We start from the raw sequence: 22,865 nt of genomic DNA, 5'->3' as shown, positions 1-22,865 counted from the left end.
TGATGTGGCCTTGGCAGTTACTTCGCGGCCTCGACGACCTTGACGAGACGCCAGCGCTTCGTCGCAGACAGAGGACGGGTCTCCATGACCTCGACGGTGTCGCCAACGTGGGCAACGCACTCCTCGTCGTGAGCGTGAAGCTTCTTGGTGACGGTCATCATCTTGCGGTACTTGGGGTGCGCCTTGCGGTTCTGAATCGTCACGACAATGGACTTATTGCCGGAAATCGAGGTAACGACGCCAGTGCGCACCTTGCGGTGATTGCGAGCCTCGGTATCGCTCATGTTCTACTCCCTAGACTCTACTTGGCCGCAGCGGCGGTCTCCGCTGCGATCTGACGGGCGCGCTGCTCGGTCAGGATACGGGCAATGTCACGCTTGACGGTCTTCAGACGAGCCGTGTTGTCGAGCTGGCTCGTAGCCATCTGGAAGCGAAGGTTAAAGAGTTCAGCGCGGCTGTCCTCAAGCTTCTTGGAGAGCTGCTCGTCAGAGAGCTCGCGGATATCGGTCATCTTCATGGCTACTTATCCTCCCCAGCCTGCTTGGCACGGGTGATGATCTTGGTCTTGATGGGCAGCTTGTGCTGCGCGAGGCGCAGGGCCTCCTTGGCGACGGCCTCGTCGACGCCACCAACCTCGAACATGACGCGGCCGGGCTTGACCACGGCAACCCACTCCTCGGGGTTGCCCTTACCCTTACCCATGCGGGTCTCGGCGGGCTTCTTGGAGACGGGCTTGTCCGGGAAGATGGTGATCCAGACCTTACCGCCACGCTTCATGTAACGGGTCATGGCAATACGGGCGGCCTCGATCTGGCGGTTGGTGATCCAGTGAGCCTCGAGGGCCTGGATGCCGTACTCACCAAAGTAGACCTGGGTGTTACCCTTGGCGTGGCCCTTCATGGAGCCACGCTGCACCTTGCGGTGAAGGATGCGCTTAGGAGCCAGCATTAGTTGCCCCTCCTCTCATTGCGGCGACGGGGGCGCGAAGAGCCCTCGAGGGACGGCTGCGGCTTGGGCTGGCCGGGAAGCTTCTCGCCCACGTAGATCCAGACCTTCACGCCGCAGGCACCCATGGTGGTGCGAGCGGTGGCCTCGCCGAAGTCGATGCAGGCACGCAGCGTGTGCAGGGGCACGCGACCCTCGCGGTACCACTCGCGACGACCCATCTCGGCGCCGCCGAGACGACCGGAGCACTGAATACGGATGCCCTTGGCGCCAGCCTTGCGGGCAGACTGAACGGCCTTGCGCATGGCGCGACGGAAGGCGATGCGCTGCTCGAGCTGCTCGGCGATGGACTGGGCAACCAGGGAGGCGTCGAGCTCGGGGCGCTTGACCTCGATGACGTCGACGTTGATCTGGCCCTTACCGACCTTGGCGATCTTCTCGAGCTCGCCGCGCAGGGCGTCGATCTCGGCGCCCTTCTTGCCGATAACGACACCAGGACGACCGGAGAAGATGGTGACCTTGACCTTGTCGCCGGCACGGTCGATCTCAACGCGGGAGAGTGCGGCCTTGGCGAGGCGCTTGGTCAGGAACTTGCGGATCTCGAGGTCATTGCCGAGCGTGGTGGCGTAATCCTTGTCGGCGTACCAACGGGAGCGCCAGTTCTCGGTGACGCCGAGACGGAAACCAGTGGGGGAAACCTTCTGTCCCATGTGGTCTTACGCCTCCTTTCGAGCAGCGACGGTAACGGTGATGTGGCTCGTGCGCTTGTTGATGCGGCTCGCGGAGCCCTTGGCGCGCGGACGGATGCGCTTGAGCGTCGGGCCCTCGTCAACGTAGGCCTCGGCGACGACGAGAGAGTCCGGACGCATGCCGTTGTTCTGGTAGGCGTTGGCCACGGCGGAGCGCAGGACCTTCTCGACGTCCACGGACACGGCGCGCTCGGAGAACTGGAGGATCTCGAGGGCGCGATCGACGGACTTGTTGCGAATCAGGTCGACAACCATACGGGCCTTGCGCGGAGCAACGCGCACGTACTTGGCCGTTGCGGAAACCTGGCCCTCAATCTTCTTCTTAGCCATTACTCAGTACCCCCTAGTTGGCCTTGTGACCGCGGAAGGTGCGGGTCGGAGCGAACTCGCCCAGCTTGTGACCAACCATGGACTCGGTGACGTACACGGGCACGTGCTTGCGGCCATCGTGGACGGCGATGGTGTGACCAACCATCTCCGGGAAGATGGTGGAGGCACGCGACCAGGTCTTGATGACCTCCTTGGTACCAGCCTCGTTCTGCGCGGCAACACGCGAAAGGAGGCGAGTCTCCACGAACGGGCCCTTCTTGAGACTTCTGCTCATAAGTGCTTTCTCCTACTTCTCGTGTTCCGACTACTTCGTCTTGCGACGACGGATGATCAGACGGTTCGTCGACTTCTTCGGATCGCGCGTCTTCTTGCCCTTGGCCGGCTTGCCCCACGGAGAAACGGACGGACGACCGGAGGTGTGGTTCTTGCCCTCGCCGCCGCCGTGCGGGTGGTCGACCGGGTTCATGACCGTACCGCGGACCGTCGGACGGACGCCCTTCCAGCGGTTACGACCGGCCTTGCCGATCTTGATGTTGGCGTGATCGGCATTGCCAACCTCGCCGATGGTAGCGCGGCAGGTGTCGAGGACGCGGCGCATCTCGGAAGACGGCATGCGGAGGATGGCGTAGCCGCCCTCCTTGCCCATCAGCTGGCAGGAGTTGCCAGCGGAACGGGCGATAGCGGCGCCCTTGCCCGGCTGGAACTCGACGGCGTGCACGAGCGTACCGACGGGAATCTCAGACAGGGGCAGAGCGTTGCCCGGCTTGATGTCGGCCTCGGGGCCGGAAACGACCATGTCGCCCACAGAGAGGCCCTTCGGGCAGAGGATGTAGGCCTTGGCGCCATCGAGGTAGTGAAGCAGGGCGATGCGAGCAGAGCGGTTGGGGTCATACTCGATCGTGGCGACCTTGGCGGGCACGCCATCCTTGCGACGCTTGAAGTCGATGATGCGGTACTGACGCTTGTGGCCGCCGCCCTGGTGACGGGTTGTGACGCGACCGTTGTTGTTGCGGCCGGCCTTGTTGGGCAGGGGCTCGAGCAGCGACTTCTCAGGCTTGGTGCAGGTGATCTCGGCGAAGTCCGAAACCGTCTGGAAGCGCCTGCCTGCGCTCGTGGGCTTGAGGTGCTTAACTGCCATGTTTACTTTCCCTTTCTGTTTCCGTTGGCCATCCCGCTCAAGGGATGAGGCCAGTGGCCTCGGCGGGATGACGCCGGATTACCACGGTGCCGAGCGTATCCATACGCTTGGCAAGGACTCGCCCCCGCTTACGCGGGGACGGAGGTGCCTGGGCTACTCTTGGGCAGCCTGCTGACCAAAGACCTCGATGGTGTCGCCCTCGGCGAGGGTGACGATGGCCTTCTTCCAGCGACGGGTCTGGCCGGCAACATAGCGGACGCGCTTCGTCTTGGGCTTGACCCACATGGTGTTCACCTTGACAACCTTCACGTCGAAGATCTTCTCGATGGCGTCGGCAATCTCCTCCTTGGGAGCATTGGCGGCAACCTCGAAGGTGTACTTGTTGTTGCTCATCAGGTCAAAGGAACGCTCGGTGACGATCGGGCGAATGATGACGTTGTAGACGGAGTTCATTTACGCAAGCACCTCCTCGAAGTACTTGGCGCCAGCCGCGTCGAGCACGAGGGCGGCGTTGTCGATCAGGGCGTGCGTGGTGGCCTCGCTGCAAGCGACGAGACGGACGGTCTCGACGTTGCGGAAGGACAGGTAGGTGAAGATGTCGTCGTCGGCGACAACGAGGGTGACGCGCTTGCCCTCGAGGCCCAGGGCCTTGAGCATGGCGACCGCCTGCTTGGTGCAGGGCTTGTCGAAGCCATAGTTGTCGACAACCGTGAGCTCGCCATCGCGGAGCTTGCCGGAGAGCACGCTGCGCATGGCGAGCTTGACCTCCTTGTTGTTCAGGCGACGGTTGTGGGTACGCGGGGTGGGGCCGAAGGGCACGCCGCCGCCGACCCACTGGGTGGCACGGATGGAACCCTGGCGGGCACGACCGGTGCCCTTCTGACGCCAAGGCTTGGCGCCGCCGCCGGAGACCTCGGAGCGACCCTTGGTGTCGTGGGTGCCCTGACGGAGGTTGCCGAGCTGAACGGTCACAACCTGGTGGACGACGGGGATGTGCGGCTCAATGCCGTAAACGCTGGAGCTGAGCTCGACGGTGCCCGCCGCCTGGCCCTCCACGTTCTTGATTTCGATGTTGGACATCATGTTCTCCTTGGTAGCCTAAAGGTTCGTTGCTCTAGGCCCTTAGGCCATGCGGACCGACACGAGGGCGTTCTTGGCACCAGGGACGGCACCCTTGACGAGCATGAGGTTCTGCTCAGCGTCGATGCGGACCAGCTTGAGGTTCTTGACGGTAACGCGCTCGTCGCCCATGTGGCCGGCCATGTGAAGGCCCTTGCGCACGCGGGACGGATAGGCGCACTGACCGATGGAACCCGGACGACGCTGGTTGCGGGAGCCGTGGGTGATGGGGCCGCAGGCGAAGTTCCAGCGCTTGATGGTGCCCTGGAAGCCCTTGCCCTTGGAGGTGCCGGTGACGTCGACACTCTTGACCTCGGAGAAGTCGGCAACGGTGACGACATCGCCAACGTTGTGCGCGGAGGCGTCCTCGACGCGGACCTCGCGGAGGTAGCGCATCGGCTCAACGCCGGCCTTGGCGAAGTGACCCGCCATCGGCTTGTTCACGCGCTTCTTCTTGATGTCGCCGAAACCGATCTGAACGGCGTTGTAGCCGTCGGTCTCAACGCTCTTGACCTGCGAGACAACGCAGGGGCCGGCCTGGATGACCGTGACGGGCACGACGTTGTCGTCCTCGTCAAACACCTGGGTCATCCCGATCTTGCGGCCGAGGATGGTGCTGACCATACACGTTCCTTACCTTCGGTGGTCATGGGTAGATGCGAGCGCCCCTTGCGCCCGGCCCCAGCGGACCACAACCTACAAGAACCGCGCGGGTGAGGGCGTTGGCTGTGAGCTGCGGCTTCCCTCGCGTTGCCGGCGGACGGGAGAACCGTCTCAAGCCCGTTCGAGGGATACGCCCGAGACCGTGTGTTTGGCCTCGGCACAGCATGCCCCTAAAAGCGCTACCTTTGAAGTATACGGCTCCAAAACCCACTCCATACACTCTCCAAATAATAGAGAGCGCATGCCCTCCCCCAACAAAGAAGCAGCGAGCGATGCCACCCTATCGCCTGGCATCCCAAAAGGAATGGCAAGAGGCTCGCCCCAACCCGGCAAATAGAGCAACGAGCGATGGCAGACCTGCCGCCTAGCATCTCGCGACAATTCAAGTGAGCAAACAGCAGGAGGCCCGCCCTCGTGCATGCAAAGGAACAAATCTCAGCCGCGCTTAATGCGGCGAGGGCGTTTCCGTGCAGTACGAGGACGGGCCTCCGTCAGGTAAGTAAGCCTACCTTAGAGCTTGATCTCGATGTCGACGCCAGCAGGCAGGTCGAGACGCATCAGCGAGTCAACCGTGGAGCTCGTCGGCTCGAGGATGTCGATGAGGCGCTTGTGGGTGCGCATCTCGAACTGCTCGCGGGAGTCCTTGTCCTTGTGAGGCGAGCGGATGACCGTGTACAGGTTGCGCTCGGTGGGCAGAGGGATGGGACCGGACACCTTAGCGCCCGTCTTCTGGGCGGTGTCAACGATGAGCTTCGCGGACTGGTCGACGACCTCGTGGTCAAAGCCCTTCAGGCGAATGCGGATCTTCTGGTTAGACACTTGGAACCTCCATCGGCGGGTGCGTGCCTCGCTTCTGCGCGCACCCGGTCGTTACTGTGTGGGCTTTGCTTAGGCGTTGCCGCCGGCCTTGCTGACGAGCTCCTCGGCAACCGACTTCGGCACCGGCTCGTAATCGCTGAACTGCATGGTGTAGCTCGCGCGACCCTGGGTCTGGGAACGAAGGTCCGTGGCGTAGCCGAACATCTCGCCCAGGGGCACCTTGGCCTTGATGGACGTGGTGCCGTTGCGGTCTTCCATGCCCTGGATCTGGCCACGACGGGAGTTCAGGTTGCCCATGACGTCGCCAAGGTACTGCTGCGGCGTCTCGACCTCGACGTCCTCAATCGGCTCGAGAAGGACGGGGTCGGACTTCTTGAGGGCGTCCTTGATGGCCATGGAACCGGCGATCTTGAACGCGGCCTCGGAGGAGTCGACCTCGTGGTAGGAGCCGTCGATGAGGGTCACCTTGATGTCGACGACCGGGTAACCGGCGATGACGCCGTTCTCGAGCGCCTCCTGGATGCCCTTGTCGATGGAGGGGATGTACTCCTTCGGCACGACGCCGCCAACGATGGCGTTGACGAACTCGTAGCCCTTGCCGGACTCCTGCGGCTCCATGTCGATAACGGCGTGGCCGTACTGGCCACGGCCGCCGGACTGGCGGACGAACTTGCCCTCGGCGTGCTTGACAGCGTGACCAGCGGTCTCGCGGTAGGCAACCTGCGGCTTGCCCACGTTGCAGTCAACGTTGAACTCGCGCTTCAGGCGGTCGACGATGATCTCGAGGTGCAGCTCGCCCATGCCGGCAATGATCGTCTGGCCGGTCTCCTGGTCGGTGTGGACCTGGAAGGTCGGGTCCTCCTCGGCCAGCTTGGCCAGACCAACGGACATCTTGTCCTGCTCGGCCTTGGTCTTCGGCTCGACGGCGACGTCGATGACAGGGTCGGCGAACTCGATGGACTCGAGGATGATCTGGTGAGCCTCGTCGCAAAGGGTGTCGCCCGTGGTGGTCTTCTTGAGACCCACGGCAGCGACGATGTCGCCCGTGGCGCACGCCTCACGGTCGGTGCGGTCGTGGGCGTTCATCTCGAGAATGCGGCCCAGACGCTCGCGGTCGCCCTTGGTGGCGTTGTAGACGTAGCTACCGGCCTCGGCGGTACCGGAGTACACGCGGAAGTAGGTAAGCTTACCGACGAACGGGTCGGTCTGGATCTTGAAGGCCAGAGCGGAGAACGGCTCCTTGTTGTCGGCCTTGCGGGTAATCGTCTCCTTGGACTTGGGGTCGGTGCCCTCCACCGGCGGGACGTCGAGCGGGCTCGGAAGGTAGTCCACGACGGCGTCGAGGAGCTCCTGGATGCCCTTGTTCTTGTAGGCGGAGCCCACGAAGACGAGGTTGAGCTCGTTGGCAATAACACCCTTGCGGAGAGCCGCCTTGAGCTTGTCGACGGGAATCTCGGCCTCCTCGAGGATAAGCTCCATCAGCTCGTCATCGAAGTTGGAGGCAGCGTCGAGCAGCTCCTCGCGCTTCTCGGCAGCGGCGTCGGCGAACTCCTCGGGGATAGCATCCATGGCCTCGGGGTAGATCATGCCCTTGGCGTCTTCCTTGAAGTCCCAAGCGGTCATGGTCACGAGGTCGATGAGACCCCAGAACTGGTCCTCGGCGCCCATGGGGAGCTGCGCGGCAACGGCGTTGGCGTGCAGGCGCTCCTTCATGGTGTCGATGGCGTGCTCGAAGTCGGAGCCCACACGGTCATACTTGTTGATGAAGGCGATGCGCGGGACGTTGTAGTTGTGAGCCTGACGCCACACGGTCTCGGACTGCGGCTGGACGCCGGCGACGGCATCGAAGACCGCCACGGCACCGTCGAGGACGCGCAGGGAGCGCTCGACCTCGGCCGTGAAGTCCACGTGACCCGGGGTATCGATGATCTGGATGACGCTGTCCTTCCAGAAGCACGTGGTGGCGGCGGACTGAATGGTCACGCCACGCTCCTGCTCCTGAACCATCCAGTCCATGGTGGCGGCGCCGTCGTGGACCTCGCCGATCTTGTGGGTCTTGCCCGTGTAGTACAGGATTCGCTCGGTGGTCGTGGTCTTACCGGCATCGATGTGGGCCATGATGCCGATGTTACGCATGTCCTTGAGCGTGTACTTGCTCTTTGCCATGAGTGATTACTCCTCTACGTATCTCTGTTTACCAGCGATAGTGCGAGAAGGCGCGGTTGGCCTCGGCCATCTTGTACATGTCCTCGCGCTTCTTGACGGAGGCACCCACGCCGTTGGAGGCGTCGATGATCTCGTTGGCGAGACGCTCGGCCATGGTGTTCTCCTTGCGGGCGCGAGAGAAGGTGACGATCCAGCGGATGGCCAGCGTGGTGGCACGACGGGAGTTGACCTCCATCGGCACCTGGTAGGTGGCGCCGCCGACACGCTTCGGCTTGCACTCGAGGGTCGGGCGAACGTTGTCCATGGCCTTCTTGAAGACGGACAGCGGATCAGACTCGGTCTTCTCCTTGACCTGGTCGAAGGCACCGTAGACGATGCGCTCGGCGACGGACTTCTTACCGTCGAGAAGGACCTTGTTGATGAGCTGGGTCACGAGACGATTGTTGTAGACGGCATCCGGCGTGATCTCACGACGGCTGGCTGCTGCACGACGCGGCATGTAGAACTCCTTACAGGATCAGCCCCTTGCGAGGCGGTAACGATTACGAAGGCGGGCGAGCTTAGCCGCGCTTGGCACCGTAGCGGGAACGGGCCTGCTTGCGGTCCTGGACGGCCGCGCAGTCGTAGGCGCCACGGATGATCTTGTAGCGCACACCAGGGAGGTCGCGGACACGGCCACCGCGGACGAGCACGATGGAGTGCTCCTGCAGGTTGTGACCCTCGCCCGGGATGTAGGCGGTAACCTCGATGCCGTTGACGAGACGGACACGGGCGACCTTACGAAGGGCCGAGTTCGGCTTCTTCGGGGTGGTCGTGAAGACGCGGGTGCACACGCCGCGCTTCTGCGGGTTGTGCTTAAGGGCGGCGTTCTTGGACTTACTCTTAATCGAGGTGCGGCCCTGGCGGACGAGCTGGTTGATAGTAGGCAAAGCTTCTCTCCTTCTTACCTATCTGCTTCCTGCGCTTGTTCAACATGTGAAGGCGACGCAGCACGACGCCACCCTGAATAGGCGCAAGCTGGAACAATACGCCTCGAAATTTGAGGTGTCAAAACGCCACGGTGCCGGGCGTATCCATCTCCACATTTCACCAACGCCGTATTCATATAACCGCCCGCAAGAAGCTGCACATGAAGCGACCTGCGAGCGGAATGGACGAGATGCCCAACGTTCTTGGAAAAGCTCACGGTTGGCGCCGAAGTGACGGCCAAGCCTGAGCCATATGAAAAGCGGGGCTGTGACACATACTCACAGCCCCGCTTTGTACCTTACTGATCTCCTACGAGATAACCGCTGCTAGAGCTAGTCCTCGTCGCCACCGATCAGGCCGTCTCGACGGACGACGTTGGAGAGCAGATCGTCGAGGGAGTCGAGCCCCTCATTGATCACGTCCGGCTTCTTCTCCGAGTCGGAGGAGCCGCCGCCGATGAGCTCGTCATCGTCATAGTGGTGCGGCGCAGACGAGGAGGCGCCGAGCATGACGTCGGAGTCCGCATCCGGGCTGAAGACCATGTTCAGGAGCTGAGACAGGTCCTCGTCGTCCGCGGCGTCATCGTCAGGCTCGAGGATATAGAGGAGGTTGCGCTCTTCCAGACCATGACGCAGCTCCTCGATAGCCTTGGCGCCGATGCCATCGATATGCAGCAGGTCGTCTTCGGTCTTGCCGATGAGGTCGCCCACGGTCTCGATGCCCACCTCGCCAAACTTGTTGGTCCAGCGCTGCGAGACACCAAGGTCGTCAAAGAGGTAGAGCTTGGCGTCCTCGCTCGAGAGCGTGCGGCCGTTCTTGGAGTAGACGCCGGGGTAGCCATAGTCGTCACCAACCCACTCGAACTGCTGCGGCAGCTGCTCCTCAACCTCCTTGAGCTCGTTGGGCGCCCACTCGGGCAGGCTCTTGGCAGTCGGGGCCGTGGGGCCGTCGATGCGCTGGCCGTGGTAGGTGAGCTCGACGTCGTTGTAGGCGGCAAGACCCGTACCAGCCGGAATCTTCTTGCCCACGATGACGTTGGACTTGAGGTCCATGAGGTGGTCCACCTCGCCGGAGATGGCGGCCTCGGTGAGGACGCCGGCGGTACGGATGAACGACGCGCTGGAGAGCCAGGAGTCGATGGAGCTGGCCACCTTGAGCGTACCGAGGATCGAGGGCTCGGCCTCAGGCGGCGTGCCACCGGCGAGGGTGATCTCGTTAACCGTATCGGCAAACTCGTAGCGGTCGATGTACTGGCCCATGAGGTACTTGGAGTCACCGGGGTTGGTGATCTGGACGCGGCGCAGCATCTGGCGCGCGATGACCTCGATGTGCTTGTCGTTCAGCTCAACGCCCTGGGACGTGTAGACGTCCTTGACGCTCTCGACGAACGTGTGCATCGTGCTCTCGATGTCCGTGAGCCTGCGCAGGTTGCGGAAGTTAACGAAGCCCTTGGTGATCTGGTCGCCGGCGCGAACGTCGCAGCCGTCCTCGATGCCCGGCATGAAGCGGGCGGACGCCGGGATGCGCTTCTCGTCGAGAATGCGGCTCGGATCCTCGGAATCGAGGATGCGCACGAGGTACTCGGTCTGCTCGGGCTGGATGGAGAGCTTGCCCGAGAGCGGGGCCAGGTCAGCCTCGCGGCCAAGGATCTTCTCGTTGACGTTGCCGACGACGTCGAACATGCGGCCGACAGTCGGCAGGCCCTGCGTAATGTCGTCGACGCCAGCGACGCCGCCGGAGTGAATCGTACGCATCGTCAGCTGCGTGCCCGGCTCGCCGATGGACTGGGCGGCAATGATGCCCACCGCGGTGCCCACGTTGACCGGACGACGCGTGGAGAGATCCCAGCCGTAGCACTTCTGGCAGACGCCGTTCTTGGAACGGCAGGTCAGCAGGGCGCGAAGCTCGACCTTCTTGAGGCCGGAGTCGACGAGGCGCTGGATGTCGGCGGCAGACTCGATGTAGCCGTCCTTCGGGATAAGGACCTCGCCCGTCTCGGGGGCGATGAGGTCATCGAGGACACAACGGCCGATGAGGTCGACGTTCAGGTCATCGGTGCCCGGCTTGACCAGGTTGTAGGCAACGCCCTCGGTGGTGCCGCAGTCCTCCTCGCGGACGATGACGTCCTGCGCGACGTCGACGAGACGACGGGTGAGGTAACCGGAGTCGGACGTGTGCGAGGCCGTGTCGACGAGGCCCTTACGGGCGCCGTACGTGGAGATGAAGTACTCGAGCGGCAGCAGGCCCTCGCGGAAGTTCGCCTTAATCGGGAGGTCGATGGTGTCACCGGACATGTCGGCCATGAGGCCTCGCATACCAGCGAGCTGACGCAGCTGCGTCTTGGAACCACGGGCGCCCGAGTCGGCCATCATGTAAATGGGGTTGTCGTCGTCGAAGCCCTCGAGCATCGCCTTACCGAGCGCCTCGGTGCACTCGGTCCAGGCGTTAATGACCTCGGCGTGACGCTCCGCCTCGGAGAGGAAGCCGTCCTCGTAGTACTCGTTGATCTCGTTGACGTTGGCCTGAGCCTCGACAAGCATGTGCTTCTTGCAGTCGGGGATCACGGCGTCCCACACGGAGACCGTCAGGCCGGCGCGGGTGGCGAAGTGGAAGCCGGCGTACTTGATGGCGTCCAGGATCGGCTCCACCTGCGCGAGCGGGTATCGGTCCGTGCAGTCGTTCACGAGCTTGCCCATGTCGCTCTTCACCATCTTGTAGTTGATGAAGGGATAGTCGGCGGGCAGGCACTGACGGTTGAAGATGATGCGACCGGCCGTGGTCTCGAATCGTGCGGGCTTGTCGGTGACGTCGTAGTCCACCGTCTCGCCGCCGGCGTTGCGGACGCGGAAGATCTTGCGGCCTTCAACCTCGACGTTGGCATCCTTGACGCTGACGCGGACCTGAATCTTGGCCTGTATATCGAGCTTGATGCGGTTGTCGTAGGCAGTCAGCACGTCCTCGAAGCTCGCGAACACGCGACCATCGCCCTCGGCGTTGTCCTTGGACGTCGTGAGGAAGTAGACGCCAAAGACCATGTCCTGGGACGGCACCGTGAGCACCTTGCCGGAAGCCGGCGAGCGCAGGTTGTTGCTCGAGAGCATGAGCACGCGGGCCTCGGTCTGGGCCTTGGTGGACAGCGGCACATGGACGGACATCTGGTCGCCATCGAAGTCTGCGTTGAAGGGGGCGCACACGAGCGGGTGCAGGTGGATGGCCTTGCCTTCGACGAGGACCGGCTCAAAGGCCTGAATCGACAGACGGTGCAGCGTCGGGGCGCGGTTCAGCAGGACGAGGCGGTCCTTAATGACCTCCTCCAGCACGTCCCAGACCTTCGGCTCGGAACGCTCGATGGCGCGCTTGGCGCTCTTGATGTTCTCGTTCTTGCCGCCAAGCTCGACGAAACGACGCATGACGAACGGCTTGAAGAGCTCGAGCGCCATGGCCTTGGGCAGGCCGCACTGGTGGAGCTTGAGCTGCGGGTCCGTGACGATGACGGAACGGCCGGAGTAGTCGACGCGCTTACCAAGCAGGTTCTGACGGAAGCGGCCCTGCTTGCCCTTGAGAGCCTCGGCGAGGGACTTCAGCGGACGACCGCCACGACCGGTGACCGGACGCCCACGACGACCGTTGTCAAACAGGGCGTCGACGGACTCCTGCAGCATGCGCTTCTCGTTGTTGACGATGATCGCGGGCGCGTCAAGGTCAAGCAGGCGCTTGAGTCGGTTGTTGCGGTTGACCACGCGACGATAGAGGTCGTTGAGGTCGGACGCGGCGAAGCGGCCACCGTCGAGCTGCACCATCGGGCGCAGATCGGGCGGGATGACGGGAATGACGTCAAGGATCATGTTCGCCGGGTCGTTGTGGCCCTCGAGGAAGGCGTCGACGACCTCAAGGCGCTTGACGGCCTTCTCGCGGCGCTGCTTTTGGCCCTTGTCGTCGGCGATGATCGCGCGGAGCTCCACGGCGGTCTTCTCGAGGTCGATGGCACGCAGAAGCTCGCGAACGGCCTCGGCGCCCATGCCACCCTTGAAGTAGATGGAGTAGTAGCGCTTCATCTCACGGAAGAGGCTCTCGTCGGAGATGAGCTCGCGCTCCTGAAGCTGCATAAACTTCTCATACGCCTCGGTGCGGAGCTGCTTCTCCTCCTCGTACTCCTCGCGCAGGTCCACGATGGCAGCGGCGAGCTCGTCGTCGGAGAGGACCTCGGTGCCGTCGAACTCGTCGACGACGCCGTCGGCCTGGTCCTGACGCATACGCTCGATCTGCTCGTCGCGCTCGGCGTCGAGCTGCTCGATGTCGGCGGCCAGCTCCTCCTTGAGGTCGGCGGCGTCGGCCTCGCGGGCTTCGGTGTCGACGCTCGTGATGACGTAGCTGGCGAAGTACAGGACCTTCTCCAGGTCCTTGGACTTCATGTCAAGGAGGCGCGAGAGCGGGAAGCTCGTCGGGCTCTTGAAGTACCAGATGTGCGAGACGGGAGCGGCGAGCTCGATGTGGCCCATGCGCCCACGACGCACCTTGGCGCTCGTGACCTCAACGCCGCAGCGCTCGCAGACGATGCCCTTGAAGCGGATGCCCTTGTACTTGCCGCAGGAGCACTCCCAGTCCTTGACCGGACCGAAGATCTTCTCGCAGAACAGGCCGTCCTTCTCCGGCTTGAGCGTGCGGTAGTTAATCGTCTCCGGCTTCTTCACCTCACCGTGCGACCAGCTGCGAATGTCGTCGGCGGAGGCGAGGGAGATCTTGATGGCGTCGAAATCTGTGGTGTCGAAATCTGCCACGGTTCGCTACTCCTTATCGTTCGTGGAATCGGCGACGAGGGCGGCGCCGGCGTCATCAGAAGACGCGGCGGCATCGTCGGCAGGCTCGCCAATGAGGTCCTCGGCCACGCCCTCGCCGGCGAAGACGTCGACTGGGTTCTCGGACTTGGCCTCGGTGTCCTCGGCGTCCTTGGCGGCACGCTTCTTGTAGGAGATCGGCTCGATGTCCAGCGCGAGGGAGCGAATCTCCTTGACGAGAACCTTGAAGGACTCGGGAATGCCGGCGTCGGGGACGTTCTCGCCCTTGACGATGGACTCGTACGTCTTGACGCGGCCATTGGTGTCGTCGGACTTGACCGTGAGGATCTCCTGCAGCACGTTGGAGGCGCCGTAGGCGTAGAGCGCCCACACCTCCATCTCGCCGAAGCGCTGGCCGCCGAACTGGGCCTTGCCGCCGAGCGGCTGCTGGGTGACGAGGCTGTACGGGCCGGTCGAACGGGCGTGGATCTTGTCGTCGACCATGTGGCCGAGCTTCAGGATGTAGCTCGTGCCCACCGTGATCTTGTCGCGGAACGCCTCGCCGGTGCGGCCGTCGTAGAGCGTGGTCTTGCCGAAGTTGTTGAGCTGCGGCACGAACTGCTCGTCCATGTTGTCGCCGTAAAGCTCGCGTGCGCGGTTCACGAGGTTGATGTTGGTGCGGCGAATGGCCTCGGCAACCTCAACGTCGGTGGCACCGTCGAAGACCGGCGTGGCAACCGGCATCGGGCCGGGAACGTAGGTCTTGGAGTCGGCGTTGTCGCGATCCCAGCCGTGGGCGGCGGCCCAGCCGAGGTGACACTCGAGCAGCTGGCCGACGTTCATACGGGACGGAACGCCCAGCGGGTCGAGCAGGACGTCGACGGGCGTGCCGTCGGCCATGTAGGGCATGTCCTCGACCGGCAGGACGCGGCACACGACACCCTTGTTGCCGTGACGACCGGCGATCTTGTCGCCCTGCTGGATCTTGCGGCGCTGGGCCACGAAGACGCGGACGAGCTCGTTGACTCCAGGCGGGAGGTCGTCGCCGGCCTCACGGCTGAAGCGCACCACGTCGACGACACGGCCGTAGGCGCCATGCGGCATCTTAAGCGAGGTGTCGCGCACGTCGTGGGCCTTGGCGCCAAAGATGGCGCGGAGCAGGCGCTCCTCGGAGGTGGCAGCGGTCTCGCCCTTGGGCGTGACCTTGCCAACCAGGATGTCACCAGGGCCAACCTCGGCGCCGATGCGGATGATGCCGTCATCGTCGAGGTTGGCGAGCATGTCCTCTCCGAGATTCGGGATCTCGCGGGTGATCTCCTCGGGGCCGAGCTTCGTGTCGCGGGCATCGGTCTCGTGACGGGAGATGTTCACCGAGGTGAGCAGGTCATCGCGGACGACGCGCTCGGAAACGATGATGCCGTCCTCGTAGTTGTAGCCCTCCCACGGCATGTAAGCCACGGTGAGGTTGGCGCCCAGCGCGAGCTCGGAGTGGTCGATCGAGGGGCCGTCGGCGAGCGGCTGACCCTGTGCGACCTCCTGGCCGACGTGGACGATCGGGCGGTGGTTGATGCAGGTGCTCTGGTTGGAGCGCTCGTACTTCGGGAGGTCGTAGCGCTCGGGGCCCTTCTCGGTGTCGACCACGATGTGCGCGGCGTCGACCTCGGCAATGCGACCGGCATGCTCAGCGACGATGATTTCGCCGGAGTCCACGGCAGCGCGGCCCTCCATGCCCGTGCCGACGAACGGCGCGTGAGCGTGAATCAGAGGCACGGCCTGACGCTGCATGTTCGCGCCCATGAGGGTACGCTTGGCGTCGTCGTGCTCGAGGAACGGAATGAGCGTGGCAGCCACGGAAAGGAGCTGACGCGGCGACACGTCCATGTAGTCGACCTCGGTCACCGGGCACTCGGCGGGGGCGCCGAAGGAGCCGTCGAAGTCGCGCGTACGGGCGACGATGCGCTTCGGGTGATAGAGCTCGCCGTTCTCGTCGAGGGCGATGAAGGAGCCGTCCTTGGGATCAATCGGCGTGTTCGCCGGCGCGATGACGTGATCCTCTTCCTCGTCGGCCGTCATCCAGTCGATCTGGTCGGTGGCCTTGCCGTCAACGACCTTGCGATACGGCGACTCGATGAAGCCGTAGTCATTCACGTGCGCGTAGAGGGCCAGCGAGCCGATGAGGCCGATGTTCGGGCCCTCGGGCGTCTCGATCGGGCACATGCGCGCGTAGTGGGAGTTGTGGACGTCGCGGACGGCGGTCGGCACGTTCGTGCGTCGGCTGGAGCCGCTCTTGTGGCCGGCAAGGCCGCCGGGGCCAAGGGCGGACAGGCGACGCTTGTGCGTGAGGCCAGCAAGCGGGTTCGACTGGTCCATGAACTGAGACAGCTGCGAGGAGCCAAAGAACTCCTTGATGGACGCGACGATCGGACGGATGTTGATGAGGCTCTGCGGCGTGATGTCATCCACGTCCTGGGCGGCCATGCGCTCACGGACGACGCGCTCCATGCGGCTCATGCCGATGCGGAACTGATTGGCAACGAGCTCGCCCACCGTGCGGACGCGACGGTTGCCAAAGTGGTCGATGTCATCGGTCTTCTTGGTGGTGTCGCCGGCGTGGAGGGCCAGCAGGTAGCGAAGCGCCGTGACGATGTCCTCGGCCGTGAGCACGGACTCGTGGGCGTCGACGTCGATGCCGAGCTTCTTGTTCATCTTGTAGCGGCCAACCTTCGCCAGGTCATAGCGCTGGGCATTGAAGTACAGGCCGTCAAGCAGGCTGCGCGCAGAGTCGACCGTGGGCGGCTCGCCCGGACGCTGGCGCTTGTAAATCTCGATGAGCGCGTCCTCACGAGTCTGGGCAACGTCGCGCTCGAGCGTGGAGCGGACGATGTCGGAATCACCCAGAATGCTGAGGATGTCATCGTCGCTCTCGGCGATGCCGAGGGCACGAAGAAGCAGCGTGGCGCTCTGGCGGCGCTTGCGGTCGATGGAGACGACGAGCTGGCCGCGCTTATCGACCTCGAACTCGAGCCATGCGCCACGAGCAGGAATGAACTGCACCTTGTGAACCTGGACGCCGTTGTCCATCTCGGCGGAGAAGTACACGCCCGGCGAACGGACGAGCTGGGAGACCACGACGCGCTCGGTGCCGTTGATGATGAATGTGCCACGCTCGGTCATGAGCGGGAAGTCGCCCATGAAGACGAGCTGCTCCTTGATCTCGCCCGTCTCCTTGTTCACGAAGCGGACGTCGACCAGCAGGGGCGCCTGATAGGAGATGTCCTTGGCGCGGCACTCGGCGATGGTGTGCGCAGGGTCGCCAAACTGGTGGTCACCAAAGGTGATCTCCATGGTGCCAGCGCTGTTCTCGATCGGCGAAGCCTCCTCGAAGGCCTCGGCCAGTCCTTCGGTCATGAAGTGCTCGAAGGACTCCTTTTGGATCCTGATGAGGTTGGGGAGCTCCATCGCGGGGGCGATCTTCGAGAAGCTCACGCGATCGTGCTTGACTGCGGAGGTGGTAGTAGACTTAGCGGTACGCACCAGGCATTTCCTCCTTCAACATGGCATAGGGCGGCAGTTGTCGCAAACTAGTAATCTATCGAAGGTAGAGCCAGGCGTCAATGAACAGTCTTGACTTTCTTTTTCCCTTCAAGTAAATTACCGAGCTTTCTCGCGCTTTCCAGGCATTTTGAACAGAGCAGGCTGTGCAGAATGTGAATGGATTGTGAACGCACGCCTCTCACGGCCCCATGGCACCGGTAAGGAACCCATAGAAAAAGGGCCCGCACCTTTCGATGCGAGCCCTTTGAGCCATAAAGCCCTCTGCAGGCGATTCGCCTGCAAGAAGTTACTTCAGGGAGACGGCGGCGCCGGCAGCCTCGAGCTTCTCCTTGGCAGCCTCGGCGTCCTCCTTCTTGGCGCCCTCGAGGACGGCCTTGGGGGCACCCTCGACGAGCGTCTTGGCCTCCTTGAGGCCAAGGGAGGTGAGCTCACGGACGACCTTGATGACGGCAATCTTGTTCTCGCCGAAGCCCTCGAGGACGACGTCAAAATTGGTCTTCTCCTCAGCGGCCTCGCCGGCGGCAGGAGCGGCGGCGACGACAGCGGCGGGAGCGGCGGCGGAGACGCCGAAGGTGTCCTCAATGGCCTTCACGAGCTCGGAGGCCTCGAGAAGGGTCATTTCCTTAAGGGCATCGATGATCTCATCGGTGGTAAGCTTAGCCATTTCTAAGTCCTTTCGGTTTCCGTGCGGCGTAGCACGGAGATCTGTCTGCGCGACGCACGAGTGTGCGTCGATGTGCGCGGCCAGGCCGCGCGGATGGTGCTAGGCGGCCTTCTGCTCGGAGACCTGCTGGATCGAACGGGCGAGACCAGAGGAAACGCCGTTGACGCACACGGCGATATCGCGGGAGAAACCGCTGATAAGGCCGGCGATCTGACCCAGAAGCTGCTCCTTGGACGGAAGCTCGGCGATGGCGAGAGCCTCCTCGGCAGTCAGGACGGAGCCGTCGACGATACCACCGCGGAACTCAATCTTATTGAGCTTCTTGGAGGTCTCCTTGACGGCCTTGGCAGCGGCGGCGGGGTCGTTCTCATAGAAGACGCAGGCAACCGTGCCCTTCAGGTAATCGTCGACAGCGGGAAGCTCATTCTTCTCGAGGGCGATACGGACGATGTTGTTCTTGTAAACCTTCATCTCCGCGCCGCACTTACGAAGCTGACGACGAAGCTCCTGGGTCTCCTTCACGCTCAGACCACGGTAGTCGATGATGAACAGGCCCTTGGAGCTCTCGAGAGAGGCGCAAACCTTCTCGAGCATTTCGATGTTGGACTGTGCTGGCATACTGTGCACCTCCCCTCGAGCGAATCATGCACGTCTCGCCAGTAGGCGGGACTTCGCTCGAGTAGACGCAAAGACCCCGCCGGCAGTAGCCAGACGGGGTCTTGAGTATCAAACTCTTTAGACCACCTCGGCAGGCGGGACATATCCCCTTAGGCCCTGAGGGCACCGGCTGTCTCTGGCAGCGGACGTGCTATGTGCAAACCTATAATAGAATACGGCCGCCTGACAGATAGTCAAGCGGCCGCACAAAGTACCTACAAACTCAGGCTACGTACTAGTCCTCGAGCAGGTTACGGGTGATGGTGCCGTCAACCTTGACGCCAGGGCCCATGGTGGAAGCCAGGGCAACGGACTTCACGTACTTACCCTTGGCGGTGGCGGGCTTCACACGCAGAAGCTCGTTGAGGAGAGCGCCGTAGTTCTCGACGATCTGCTCCATCGGGAAGGAGACACGGCCCACCGGCACGTGGCAGATGCCGTAGCGGTCGGCGCGATACTCGACACGACCGGCCTTGAGCTCGCCAACCATCTTGGCAACGTCCATGGTGACGGTACCAAGCTTGGGGTTCGGCATGAGGCCACGGGGGCCGAGGATCTTACCGAGACGGCCGACCTTGGCCATCATCGGGGGCGTGGCAATGGCGGCATCGAAGTCGATGTTGCCGGCCTGAATCTGGGCAACGAGGTCATCGGAACCAACGATATCGGCACCGGCCTCCTCGGCAGCGGTGGCCTGGGCGCCCTCGGCAAAGACAGCAACGCGGACCGTCTTGCCCGTGCCGTGCGGCAGGGCGATGGAGCCACGGATGTTCTGGTCGGCCTTGCGGGTGTCAACACCGAGACGGAACGTGGCCTCAATGGTCTCATCGAAACCGGCGAAGGAAATCTCCTTGACGAGGTTCACGGCCTCCTTCGGGGTGTAGAGCTTGTTCTCGACCTTGGAAGCGGCCTCGAGGTACTTCTTTCCGTGCTTAGGCATACGTTCTACCTCCTGTGGTCAACGGGTTGAAAACCCTCCCACATCGTGCGGCATCAGCCGCGCTTTAGCCGGCGATGCCGGCGGAATACCAAACTTGCGCGAAGCCAAAAGTATGCCGCCCTTAAAGGGCGGCAAGAGGTGCGAGCTGCTTACTCAGCGATAGTGACGCCCATGGAACGAGCGGTGCCGGCGATGATCTTCTTGGCAGCCTCGATGTCGTTGGCATTAAGGTCCGGCATCTTAAGCTCGGCAATCTCGGTGAGCTGCTCCTGGGAGAGCTGACCGACCTTGTCGCGCTGAGGAACGGCGGAGCCACTCTTGAGCTTCAGGGCCTTCTTGATGAGCTCGGCCGCGGGAGGGGTCTTGCAGATGAAGGTGAAGGAGCGATCCTCGTAAACCGAGATCTCGACCGGGATGATATCGCCCTTCTTGTCAGCAGTCTGGGCGTTGAAGGCCTGGCAGAACTGCATGATGTTGACCTGGGCGGCACCGAGGGCCGGACCAATCGGGGGCGCAGGGTTAGCGGCGCCGGCGGGAATCTGGAGCTTGATGAAGTGGACAACCTTCTTCTCAGCCATTGTTCTTGCCTTTCTTGGTAACAACGTTAGTGCGTTCTATACGATACACGCCCCACAGAAGCATTCCTCACCGAACGAGGGGCGCGGAGTACGAGGAGCGACTAGGAAATCGTCGCAACCTGGTCGAGCGTGAGCTCTACGGGCGTCTCACGACCAAAGATCATGAGCATAACCTTGACCTTGCCAGCATCAGGCATGACCTCGGAGATGATGCCGTCGAAGTCTGCGAGCGGCCCAGAGACAACGCGGACGGACTGACCGGCCTCGAGATCGGTAGCCGTGCGATGTGCCACAGGAGCGCCCTTCTGCGGCGAGACGCGACGCATGATCTTGTTGAAGTCGTCGCGAGAAAGGGGCGCAGGCTTGCCATCAATGCCAACGAAGCCAGTAACGCCAGGAGTGTTGCGAACCACAGCCCAGGAGTTGTCGTCAAGCTCCATGCGAACGAGAACGTAACCCGGGAAGACCTTGGAGGATTTGGACTCGCGCTTGCCGCCCTCCTTGATCTCGGTGACCTCCTCCGTGGGAATCTTGATGTCCACAACGGCATTCTCGAGACCAAAGGTCTCGATACGGTGCTCAAGGTCTACCTTGACCTTGTTCTCGTAGCCAGAGTAGGTGTGAATGACATACCAGCGCTTAGCCATCATTTACCCCCTGAGACCAGAGTAGGAGACAAGACCAGCGACAACGCCCGTGTCGATGAGCCACACGGCGATGCCGAAAAAGACGAGCATGCAAACAACGGCCACGGCATAGTTCTTCAGCTCGAGCTTGGTGGGCCACGTCACGCGCTTCATCTCAGACTTGACGCCTGCAAACCACGTGGCGATACGGCCCTTCTTCTTGGCAGGGGCCTTCTTCTCAGCCTTGGCCTGAACGACAGCGGCCTTCTTGGAGGCAGATGCAGAAGCGGGCGCGGAAGCGGTACGCTTTGCCTCGAGCTCCTTACGCTCGGCAGCGCGCGCCTTGCGAACGCTCCTCTTCTGACGATCCTTGTTGGGCATGCTTCTTCCCTCCCGGGAGGCTGTCGCTATTCATGGAAACCGGCCCCCTCACGGGGACCGGTGAAGTGTCTGGCAGGCCAGGTAGGACTCGAACCCACAACAAACGGTTTTGGAGACCGCCGCTCTACCATTGGAGCTACTGGCCTGTGTGGATTAACCCTTAACGGGTCTCCTTGTGCAGCGTGTGCTTGTGGCACCACGGGCAGTACTTCTTGAGCTCCATACGCTCAGGATTGTTCTGCTTGTTCTTCTTGGTGGTGTAGTTGCGACGCTTGCACTCAGTGCACGCGAGAGTAACCAAAGTACGCATGAGTTCCTCCTGATAGTCATGGCCAAGACTGTCTCAGCCATGGCGCGGTGGTGAACGATACCACCCTATCAATGAATCTGTCAAGCATAGAGTCGGCGCCCAATCGAAAGCGCTCATCTCTTTATAAGTCCTCCACAAGTAATGCCTTGACGTGCATGTCATTGGGAGGAACGTAAAGTTCGACTTGTGCATAGTAGCAGAAAGCTGCCGCTTATATGCTTCACGCACAAAAAAGCCCGGCCCCCATTGGGAGCCGGGCCTCAAAGGCTATGCAGCCAAGTTACTCGATGATCGTAGCAACACGGCCATCGCCGACGGTGTGACCACCCTCGCGGATAGCGAAGCGGTCGCCCTCCTCCATGGCGATGCCGTGGATGAGGTCAGCCTCGATGGTCACGTGATCGCCCGGCATAGCCATCTCGACGCCCTCGGGCAGCACGATGGAGCCCGTGATGTCGGTGGTACGGAAGTAGAACTGCGGGCGGTAGTTAGAGAAGAACGGCGTGTGACGGCCACCCTCCTCCTTGGTGAGGACGTAGACCTCAGCGGTGAACTTGGAGTGCGGGGTAACGGTGCCCGGCTTGCAGATGACCTGGCCACGCTCGATGTCCTCGCGCTTGATGCCGCGGAGCAGGAGGCCGACGTTGTCGCCGGACTCGCAGAAGTCCATGGTCTTACGGAACATCTCGATGCCCGTGACGACGGAGGACTGGGTCGGCTTGATGCCGACGATCTCGACCGGCTCGTTGAGCTTGAGCTCGCCGCGCTCGACACGACCGGTGGCAACGGTGCCGCGGCCGGAAATCGTCATGACGTCCTCGATGGCCATCAGGAACGGCTTCTCGTTGTCACGAGCAGGCGTCGGGATGTAGCTGTCGACGGCAGCCATGAGCTCGCGGACAGACTCGACCCACTTCTCCTCGCCGTTGAGGGCGCCGAGAGCGGAACCACGGATGACGGGGATGTCGTCGCCGGGGAAGTCGTACTCGGAGAGGAGGTCACGGGTCTCCATCTCGACGAGGTCGATGAGCTCGTCATCGTCGACCATGTCGCACTTGTTCAGGAAGACGACGATGTAGGGGACGCCGACCTGACGGGCGAGGAGGATGTGCTCGCGGGTCTGGGCCATCGGGCCGTCGGTGGCGGCGATAACGAGGATGGCGCCGTCCATCTGAGCAGCACCGGAAATCATGTTCTTGACGTAGTCAGCGTGGCCCGGGCAGTCAACGTGGGCGTAGTGACGGGTCTCCGTCTCGTACTCAACGTGAGCGACGGAAATGGTAATACCACGCTCGCGCTCCTCGGGAGCCTTGTCGATGTTCTCGAAGGCAGTGTAGTCGGCCTTGCAGTTCGGGGTCTCAGAGAGAACCTTGGTGATAGCAGCCGTCAGCGTGGTCTTGCCGTGGTCGACGTGACCGATGGTGCCGATGTTCACATGCGGCTTGGTGCGCTCAAACTTCTCCTTGGCCATTGCCATCCTC

General features: G+C 62.6%; 24 protein-coding genes and 1 tRNA gene. All 25 read right to left on the bottom strand.

What is annotated here, in order from left to right; genetic code table 11:
* Positions 1 to 17: 17 nt before the first annotated feature.
* Positions 18 to 284 (bottom strand): 30S ribosomal protein S17, encoded by a 267-nt coding sequence (gene rpsQ / locus EFAMC2_RS09930; RefSeq protein ID WP_154029018.1) that lies wholly within the window; start codon positions 282 to 284, stop codon positions 18 to 20.
* A gap of 17 nt (positions 285 to 301) precedes the next feature.
* Positions 302 to 517, bottom strand: coding sequence for a 50S ribosomal protein L29 (gene rpmC, locus EFAMC2_RS09925; RefSeq protein ID WP_154029017.1), 216 nt, complete (start codon positions 515 to 517; stop codon positions 302 to 304).
* A 2-nt stretch (positions 518 to 519) separates the two neighbouring features.
* Positions 520 to 948, bottom strand: a complete 429-nt coding sequence (gene rplP, locus EFAMC2_RS09920; protein ID WP_154029016.1) for a 50S ribosomal protein L16 — start codon at positions 946 to 948, stop codon at positions 520 to 522.
* A complete protein-coding gene (gene rpsC, locus EFAMC2_RS09915) occupies positions 948 to 1,655 on the bottom strand; it encodes a 30S ribosomal protein S3 (RefSeq protein ID WP_154029015.1) in 708 nt (235 codons plus the stop codon). The genes rplP and rpsC overlap by 1 nt, the downstream gene beginning before the upstream one ends.
* A 6-nt stretch (positions 1,656 to 1,661) precedes the next feature.
* On the bottom strand, positions 1,662 to 2,024 hold the full coding sequence (gene rplV / locus EFAMC2_RS09910; RefSeq protein ID WP_154029014.1) for a 50S ribosomal protein L22: 363 nt from the start codon (positions 2,022 to 2,024) through the stop codon (positions 1,662 to 1,664).
* Positions 2,025 to 2,037: 13 nt separating this feature from the next.
* A complete protein-coding gene (gene rpsS, locus EFAMC2_RS09905) occupies positions 2,038 to 2,298 on the bottom strand; it encodes a 30S ribosomal protein S19 (RefSeq protein WP_154029013.1) in 261 nt (86 codons plus the stop codon).
* 30 nt (positions 2,299 to 2,328) lie between these two features.
* The gene (rplB, locus tag EFAMC2_RS09900) at positions 2,329 to 3,162 is read right to left on the bottom strand and encodes a 50S ribosomal protein L2 (RefSeq protein ID WP_154029012.1); all 834 of its coding nucleotides are present in this window, start codon (positions 3,160 to 3,162) and stop codon (positions 2,329 to 2,331) included.
* Positions 3,163 to 3,315: 153 nt separating this feature from the next.
* A complete protein-coding gene (gene rplW / locus EFAMC2_RS09895) occupies positions 3,316 to 3,615 on the bottom strand; it encodes a 50S ribosomal protein L23 (RefSeq protein ID WP_154029011.1) in 300 nt (99 codons plus the stop codon).
* Complete coding sequence (rplD, locus tag EFAMC2_RS09890; protein WP_154029010.1) at positions 3,616 to 4,242, bottom strand: 50S ribosomal protein L4; 627 nt, start codon at positions 4,240 to 4,242, stop codon at positions 3,616 to 3,618.
* 42 nt (positions 4,243 to 4,284) lie between these two features.
* Positions 4,285 to 4,905 (bottom strand): 50S ribosomal protein L3, encoded by a 621-nt coding sequence (rplC, locus tag EFAMC2_RS09885; protein WP_154029009.1) that lies wholly within the window; start codon positions 4,903 to 4,905, stop codon positions 4,285 to 4,287.
* A gap of 549 nt (positions 4,906 to 5,454) precedes the next feature.
* Positions 5,455 to 5,763, bottom strand: coding sequence for a 30S ribosomal protein S10 (rpsJ, locus tag EFAMC2_RS09880; protein ID WP_073296301.1), 309 nt, complete (start codon positions 5,761 to 5,763; stop codon positions 5,455 to 5,457).
* A 69-nt stretch (positions 5,764 to 5,832) separates the two neighbouring features.
* Positions 5,833 to 7,929: an elongation factor G gene (gene fusA, locus EFAMC2_RS09875; protein ID WP_154029008.1), complete on the bottom strand. Its 2,097-nt coding sequence runs from the start codon at positions 7,927 to 7,929 to the stop codon at positions 5,833 to 5,835.
* 28 nt (positions 7,930 to 7,957) lie between these two features.
* Positions 7,958 to 8,428, bottom strand: a complete 471-nt coding sequence (gene rpsG, locus EFAMC2_RS09870) for a 30S ribosomal protein S7 (RefSeq protein ID WP_154029007.1) — start codon at positions 8,426 to 8,428, stop codon at positions 7,958 to 7,960.
* A gap of 61 nt (positions 8,429 to 8,489) precedes the next feature.
* Positions 8,490 to 8,858, bottom strand: a complete 369-nt coding sequence (gene rpsL, locus EFAMC2_RS09865; protein WP_154029006.1) for a 30S ribosomal protein S12 — start codon at positions 8,856 to 8,858, stop codon at positions 8,490 to 8,492.
* 372 nt (positions 8,859 to 9,230) lie between these two features.
* Positions 9,231 to 13,676 carry a DNA-directed RNA polymerase subunit beta' gene (locus EFAMC2_RS09860; RefSeq protein ID WP_154029005.1) on the bottom strand — a complete coding sequence of 1,482 codons (4,446 nt, stop codon included), beginning with the start codon at positions 13,674 to 13,676 and terminating at the stop codon, positions 9,231 to 9,233.
* A gap of 6 nt (positions 13,677 to 13,682) precedes the next feature.
* Entirely contained in the window at positions 13,683 to 17,207 is a 3,525-nt protein-coding gene (locus EFAMC2_RS09855; protein ID WP_154029004.1) for a DNA-directed RNA polymerase subunit beta, read from the bottom strand.
* Positions 17,208 to 17,514: 307 nt separating this feature from the next.
* The gene (gene rplL, locus EFAMC2_RS09850; RefSeq protein WP_154029003.1) at positions 17,515 to 17,892 is read right to left on the bottom strand and encodes a 50S ribosomal protein L7/L12; all 378 of its coding nucleotides are present in this window, start codon (positions 17,890 to 17,892) and stop codon (positions 17,515 to 17,517) included.
* 99 nt (positions 17,893 to 17,991) lie between these two features.
* On the bottom strand, positions 17,992 to 18,510 hold the full coding sequence (rplJ, locus tag EFAMC2_RS09845; RefSeq protein ID WP_154029002.1) for a 50S ribosomal protein L10: 519 nt from the start codon (positions 18,508 to 18,510) through the stop codon (positions 17,992 to 17,994).
* 274 nt (positions 18,511 to 18,784) lie between these two features.
* Positions 18,785 to 19,489: a 50S ribosomal protein L1 gene (gene rplA, locus EFAMC2_RS09840; RefSeq protein ID WP_154029001.1), complete on the bottom strand. Its 705-nt coding sequence runs from the start codon at positions 19,487 to 19,489 to the stop codon at positions 18,785 to 18,787.
* 149 nt (positions 19,490 to 19,638) lie between these two features.
* Positions 19,639 to 20,067: a 50S ribosomal protein L11 gene (gene rplK, locus EFAMC2_RS09835; protein ID WP_154029000.1), complete on the bottom strand. Its 429-nt coding sequence runs from the start codon at positions 20,065 to 20,067 to the stop codon at positions 19,639 to 19,641.
* 101 nt (positions 20,068 to 20,168) lie between these two features.
* Positions 20,169 to 20,714 carry a transcription termination/antitermination protein NusG gene (nusG, locus tag EFAMC2_RS09830; protein WP_154028999.1) on the bottom strand — a complete coding sequence of 182 codons (546 nt, stop codon included), beginning with the start codon at positions 20,712 to 20,714 and terminating at the stop codon, positions 20,169 to 20,171.
* Between the two features lie 3 nt (positions 20,715 to 20,717).
* Positions 20,718 to 21,074, bottom strand: coding sequence for a preprotein translocase subunit SecE (gene secE / locus EFAMC2_RS09825; protein ID WP_154028998.1), 357 nt, complete (start codon positions 21,072 to 21,074; stop codon positions 20,718 to 20,720).
* Between the two features lie 70 nt (positions 21,075 to 21,144).
* A tRNA-Trp gene (locus EFAMC2_RS09820) sits at positions 21,145 to 21,220 on the bottom strand.
* A 14-nt stretch (positions 21,221 to 21,234) separates the two neighbouring features.
* Positions 21,235 to 21,384 (bottom strand): 50S ribosomal protein L33, encoded by a 150-nt coding sequence (rpmG, locus tag EFAMC2_RS09815; RefSeq protein WP_154028997.1) that lies wholly within the window; start codon positions 21,382 to 21,384, stop codon positions 21,235 to 21,237.
* Positions 21,385 to 21,664: 280 nt separating this feature from the next.
* Entirely contained in the window at positions 21,665 to 22,855 is a 1,191-nt protein-coding gene (tuf, locus tag EFAMC2_RS09810; RefSeq protein ID WP_154028996.1) for an elongation factor Tu, read from the bottom strand.
* Between the last annotated feature and the right edge of the window lie 10 nt (positions 22,856 to 22,865).

The organism is Olsenella uli (assembly GCF_901212655.1).
GTDB lineage: Bacteria > Actinomycetota > Coriobacteriia > Coriobacteriales > Atopobiaceae > Parolsenella > Parolsenella uli_A.
Note: the sequence above shows the minus strand (reverse complement) of the source record. Positions and strands in the feature narration are given on the sequence as shown.

Bases quoted from the DNA above. Each gene is read 5' to 3' on its own strand.
- rplB (WP_154029012.1), bottom strand. From the start codon at position 3,162: ATGGCAGTTAAGCACCTCAAGCCCACGAGCGCAGGCAGGCGCTTCCAG.
- rplC (WP_154029009.1), bottom strand. From the start codon at position 4,905: ATGGTCAGCACCATCCTCGGCCGCAAGATCGGGATGACCCAGGTGTTT.
- rplL (WP_154029003.1), bottom strand. From the start codon at position 17,892: ATGGCTAAGCTTACCACCGATGAGATCATCGATGCCCTTAAGGAAATG.
- rplD (WP_154029010.1), bottom strand. From the start codon at position 4,242: ATGTCCAACATCGAAATCAAGAACGTGGAGGGCCAGGCGGCGGGCACC.
- rplA (WP_154029001.1), bottom strand. From the start codon at position 19,489: ATGCCTAAGCACGGAAAGAAGTACCTCGAGGCCGCTTCCAAGGTCGAG.
- fusA (WP_154029008.1), bottom strand. From the start codon at position 7,929: ATGGCAAAGAGCAAGTACACGCTCAAGGACATGCGTAACATCGGCATC.
- rpsG (WP_154029007.1), bottom strand. From the start codon at position 8,428: ATGCCGCGTCGTGCAGCAGCCAGCCGTCGTGAGATCACGCCGGATGCC.
- rpsS (WP_154029013.1), bottom strand. From the start codon at position 2,298: ATGAGCAGAAGTCTCAAGAAGGGCCCGTTCGTGGAGACTCGCCTCCTT.
- tuf (WP_154028996.1), bottom strand. From the start codon at position 22,855: ATGGCCAAGGAGAAGTTTGAGCGCACCAAGCCGCATGTGAACATCGGC.
- rpsC (WP_154029015.1), bottom strand. From the start codon at position 1,655: ATGGGACAGAAGGTTTCCCCCACTGGTTTCCGTCTCGGCGTCACCGAG.
- rplP (WP_154029016.1), bottom strand. From the start codon at position 948: ATGCTGGCTCCTAAGCGCATCCTTCACCGCAAGGTGCAGCGTGGCTCC.
- rplK (WP_154029000.1), bottom strand. From the start codon at position 20,067: ATGGCTGAGAAGAAGGTTGTCCACTTCATCAAGCTCCAGATTCCCGCC.
- nusG (WP_154028999.1), bottom strand. From the start codon at position 20,714: ATGGCTAAGCGCTGGTATGTCATTCACACCTACTCTGGCTACGAGAAC.
- rplW (WP_154029011.1), bottom strand. From the start codon at position 3,615: ATGAACTCCGTCTACAACGTCATCATTCGCCCGATCGTCACCGAGCGT.
- rplV (WP_154029014.1), bottom strand. From the start codon at position 2,024: ATGGCTAAGAAGAAGATTGAGGGCCAGGTTTCCGCAACGGCCAAGTAC.
- rplJ (WP_154029002.1), bottom strand. From the start codon at position 18,510: ATGCCAGCACAGTCCAACATCGAAATGCTCGAGAAGGTTTGCGCCTCT.
- rpmC (WP_154029017.1), bottom strand. From the start codon at position 517: ATGAAGATGACCGATATCCGCGAGCTCTCTGACGAGCAGCTCTCCAAG.
- rpsQ (WP_154029018.1), bottom strand. From the start codon at position 284: ATGAGCGATACCGAGGCTCGCAATCACCGCAAGGTGCGCACTGGCGTC.
- rpmG (WP_154028997.1), bottom strand. From the start codon at position 21,384: ATGCGTACTTTGGTTACTCTCGCGTGCACTGAGTGCAAGCGTCGCAAC.
- secE (WP_154028998.1), bottom strand. From the start codon at position 21,074: ATGCCCAACAAGGATCGTCAGAAGAGGAGCGTTCGCAAGGCGCGCGCT.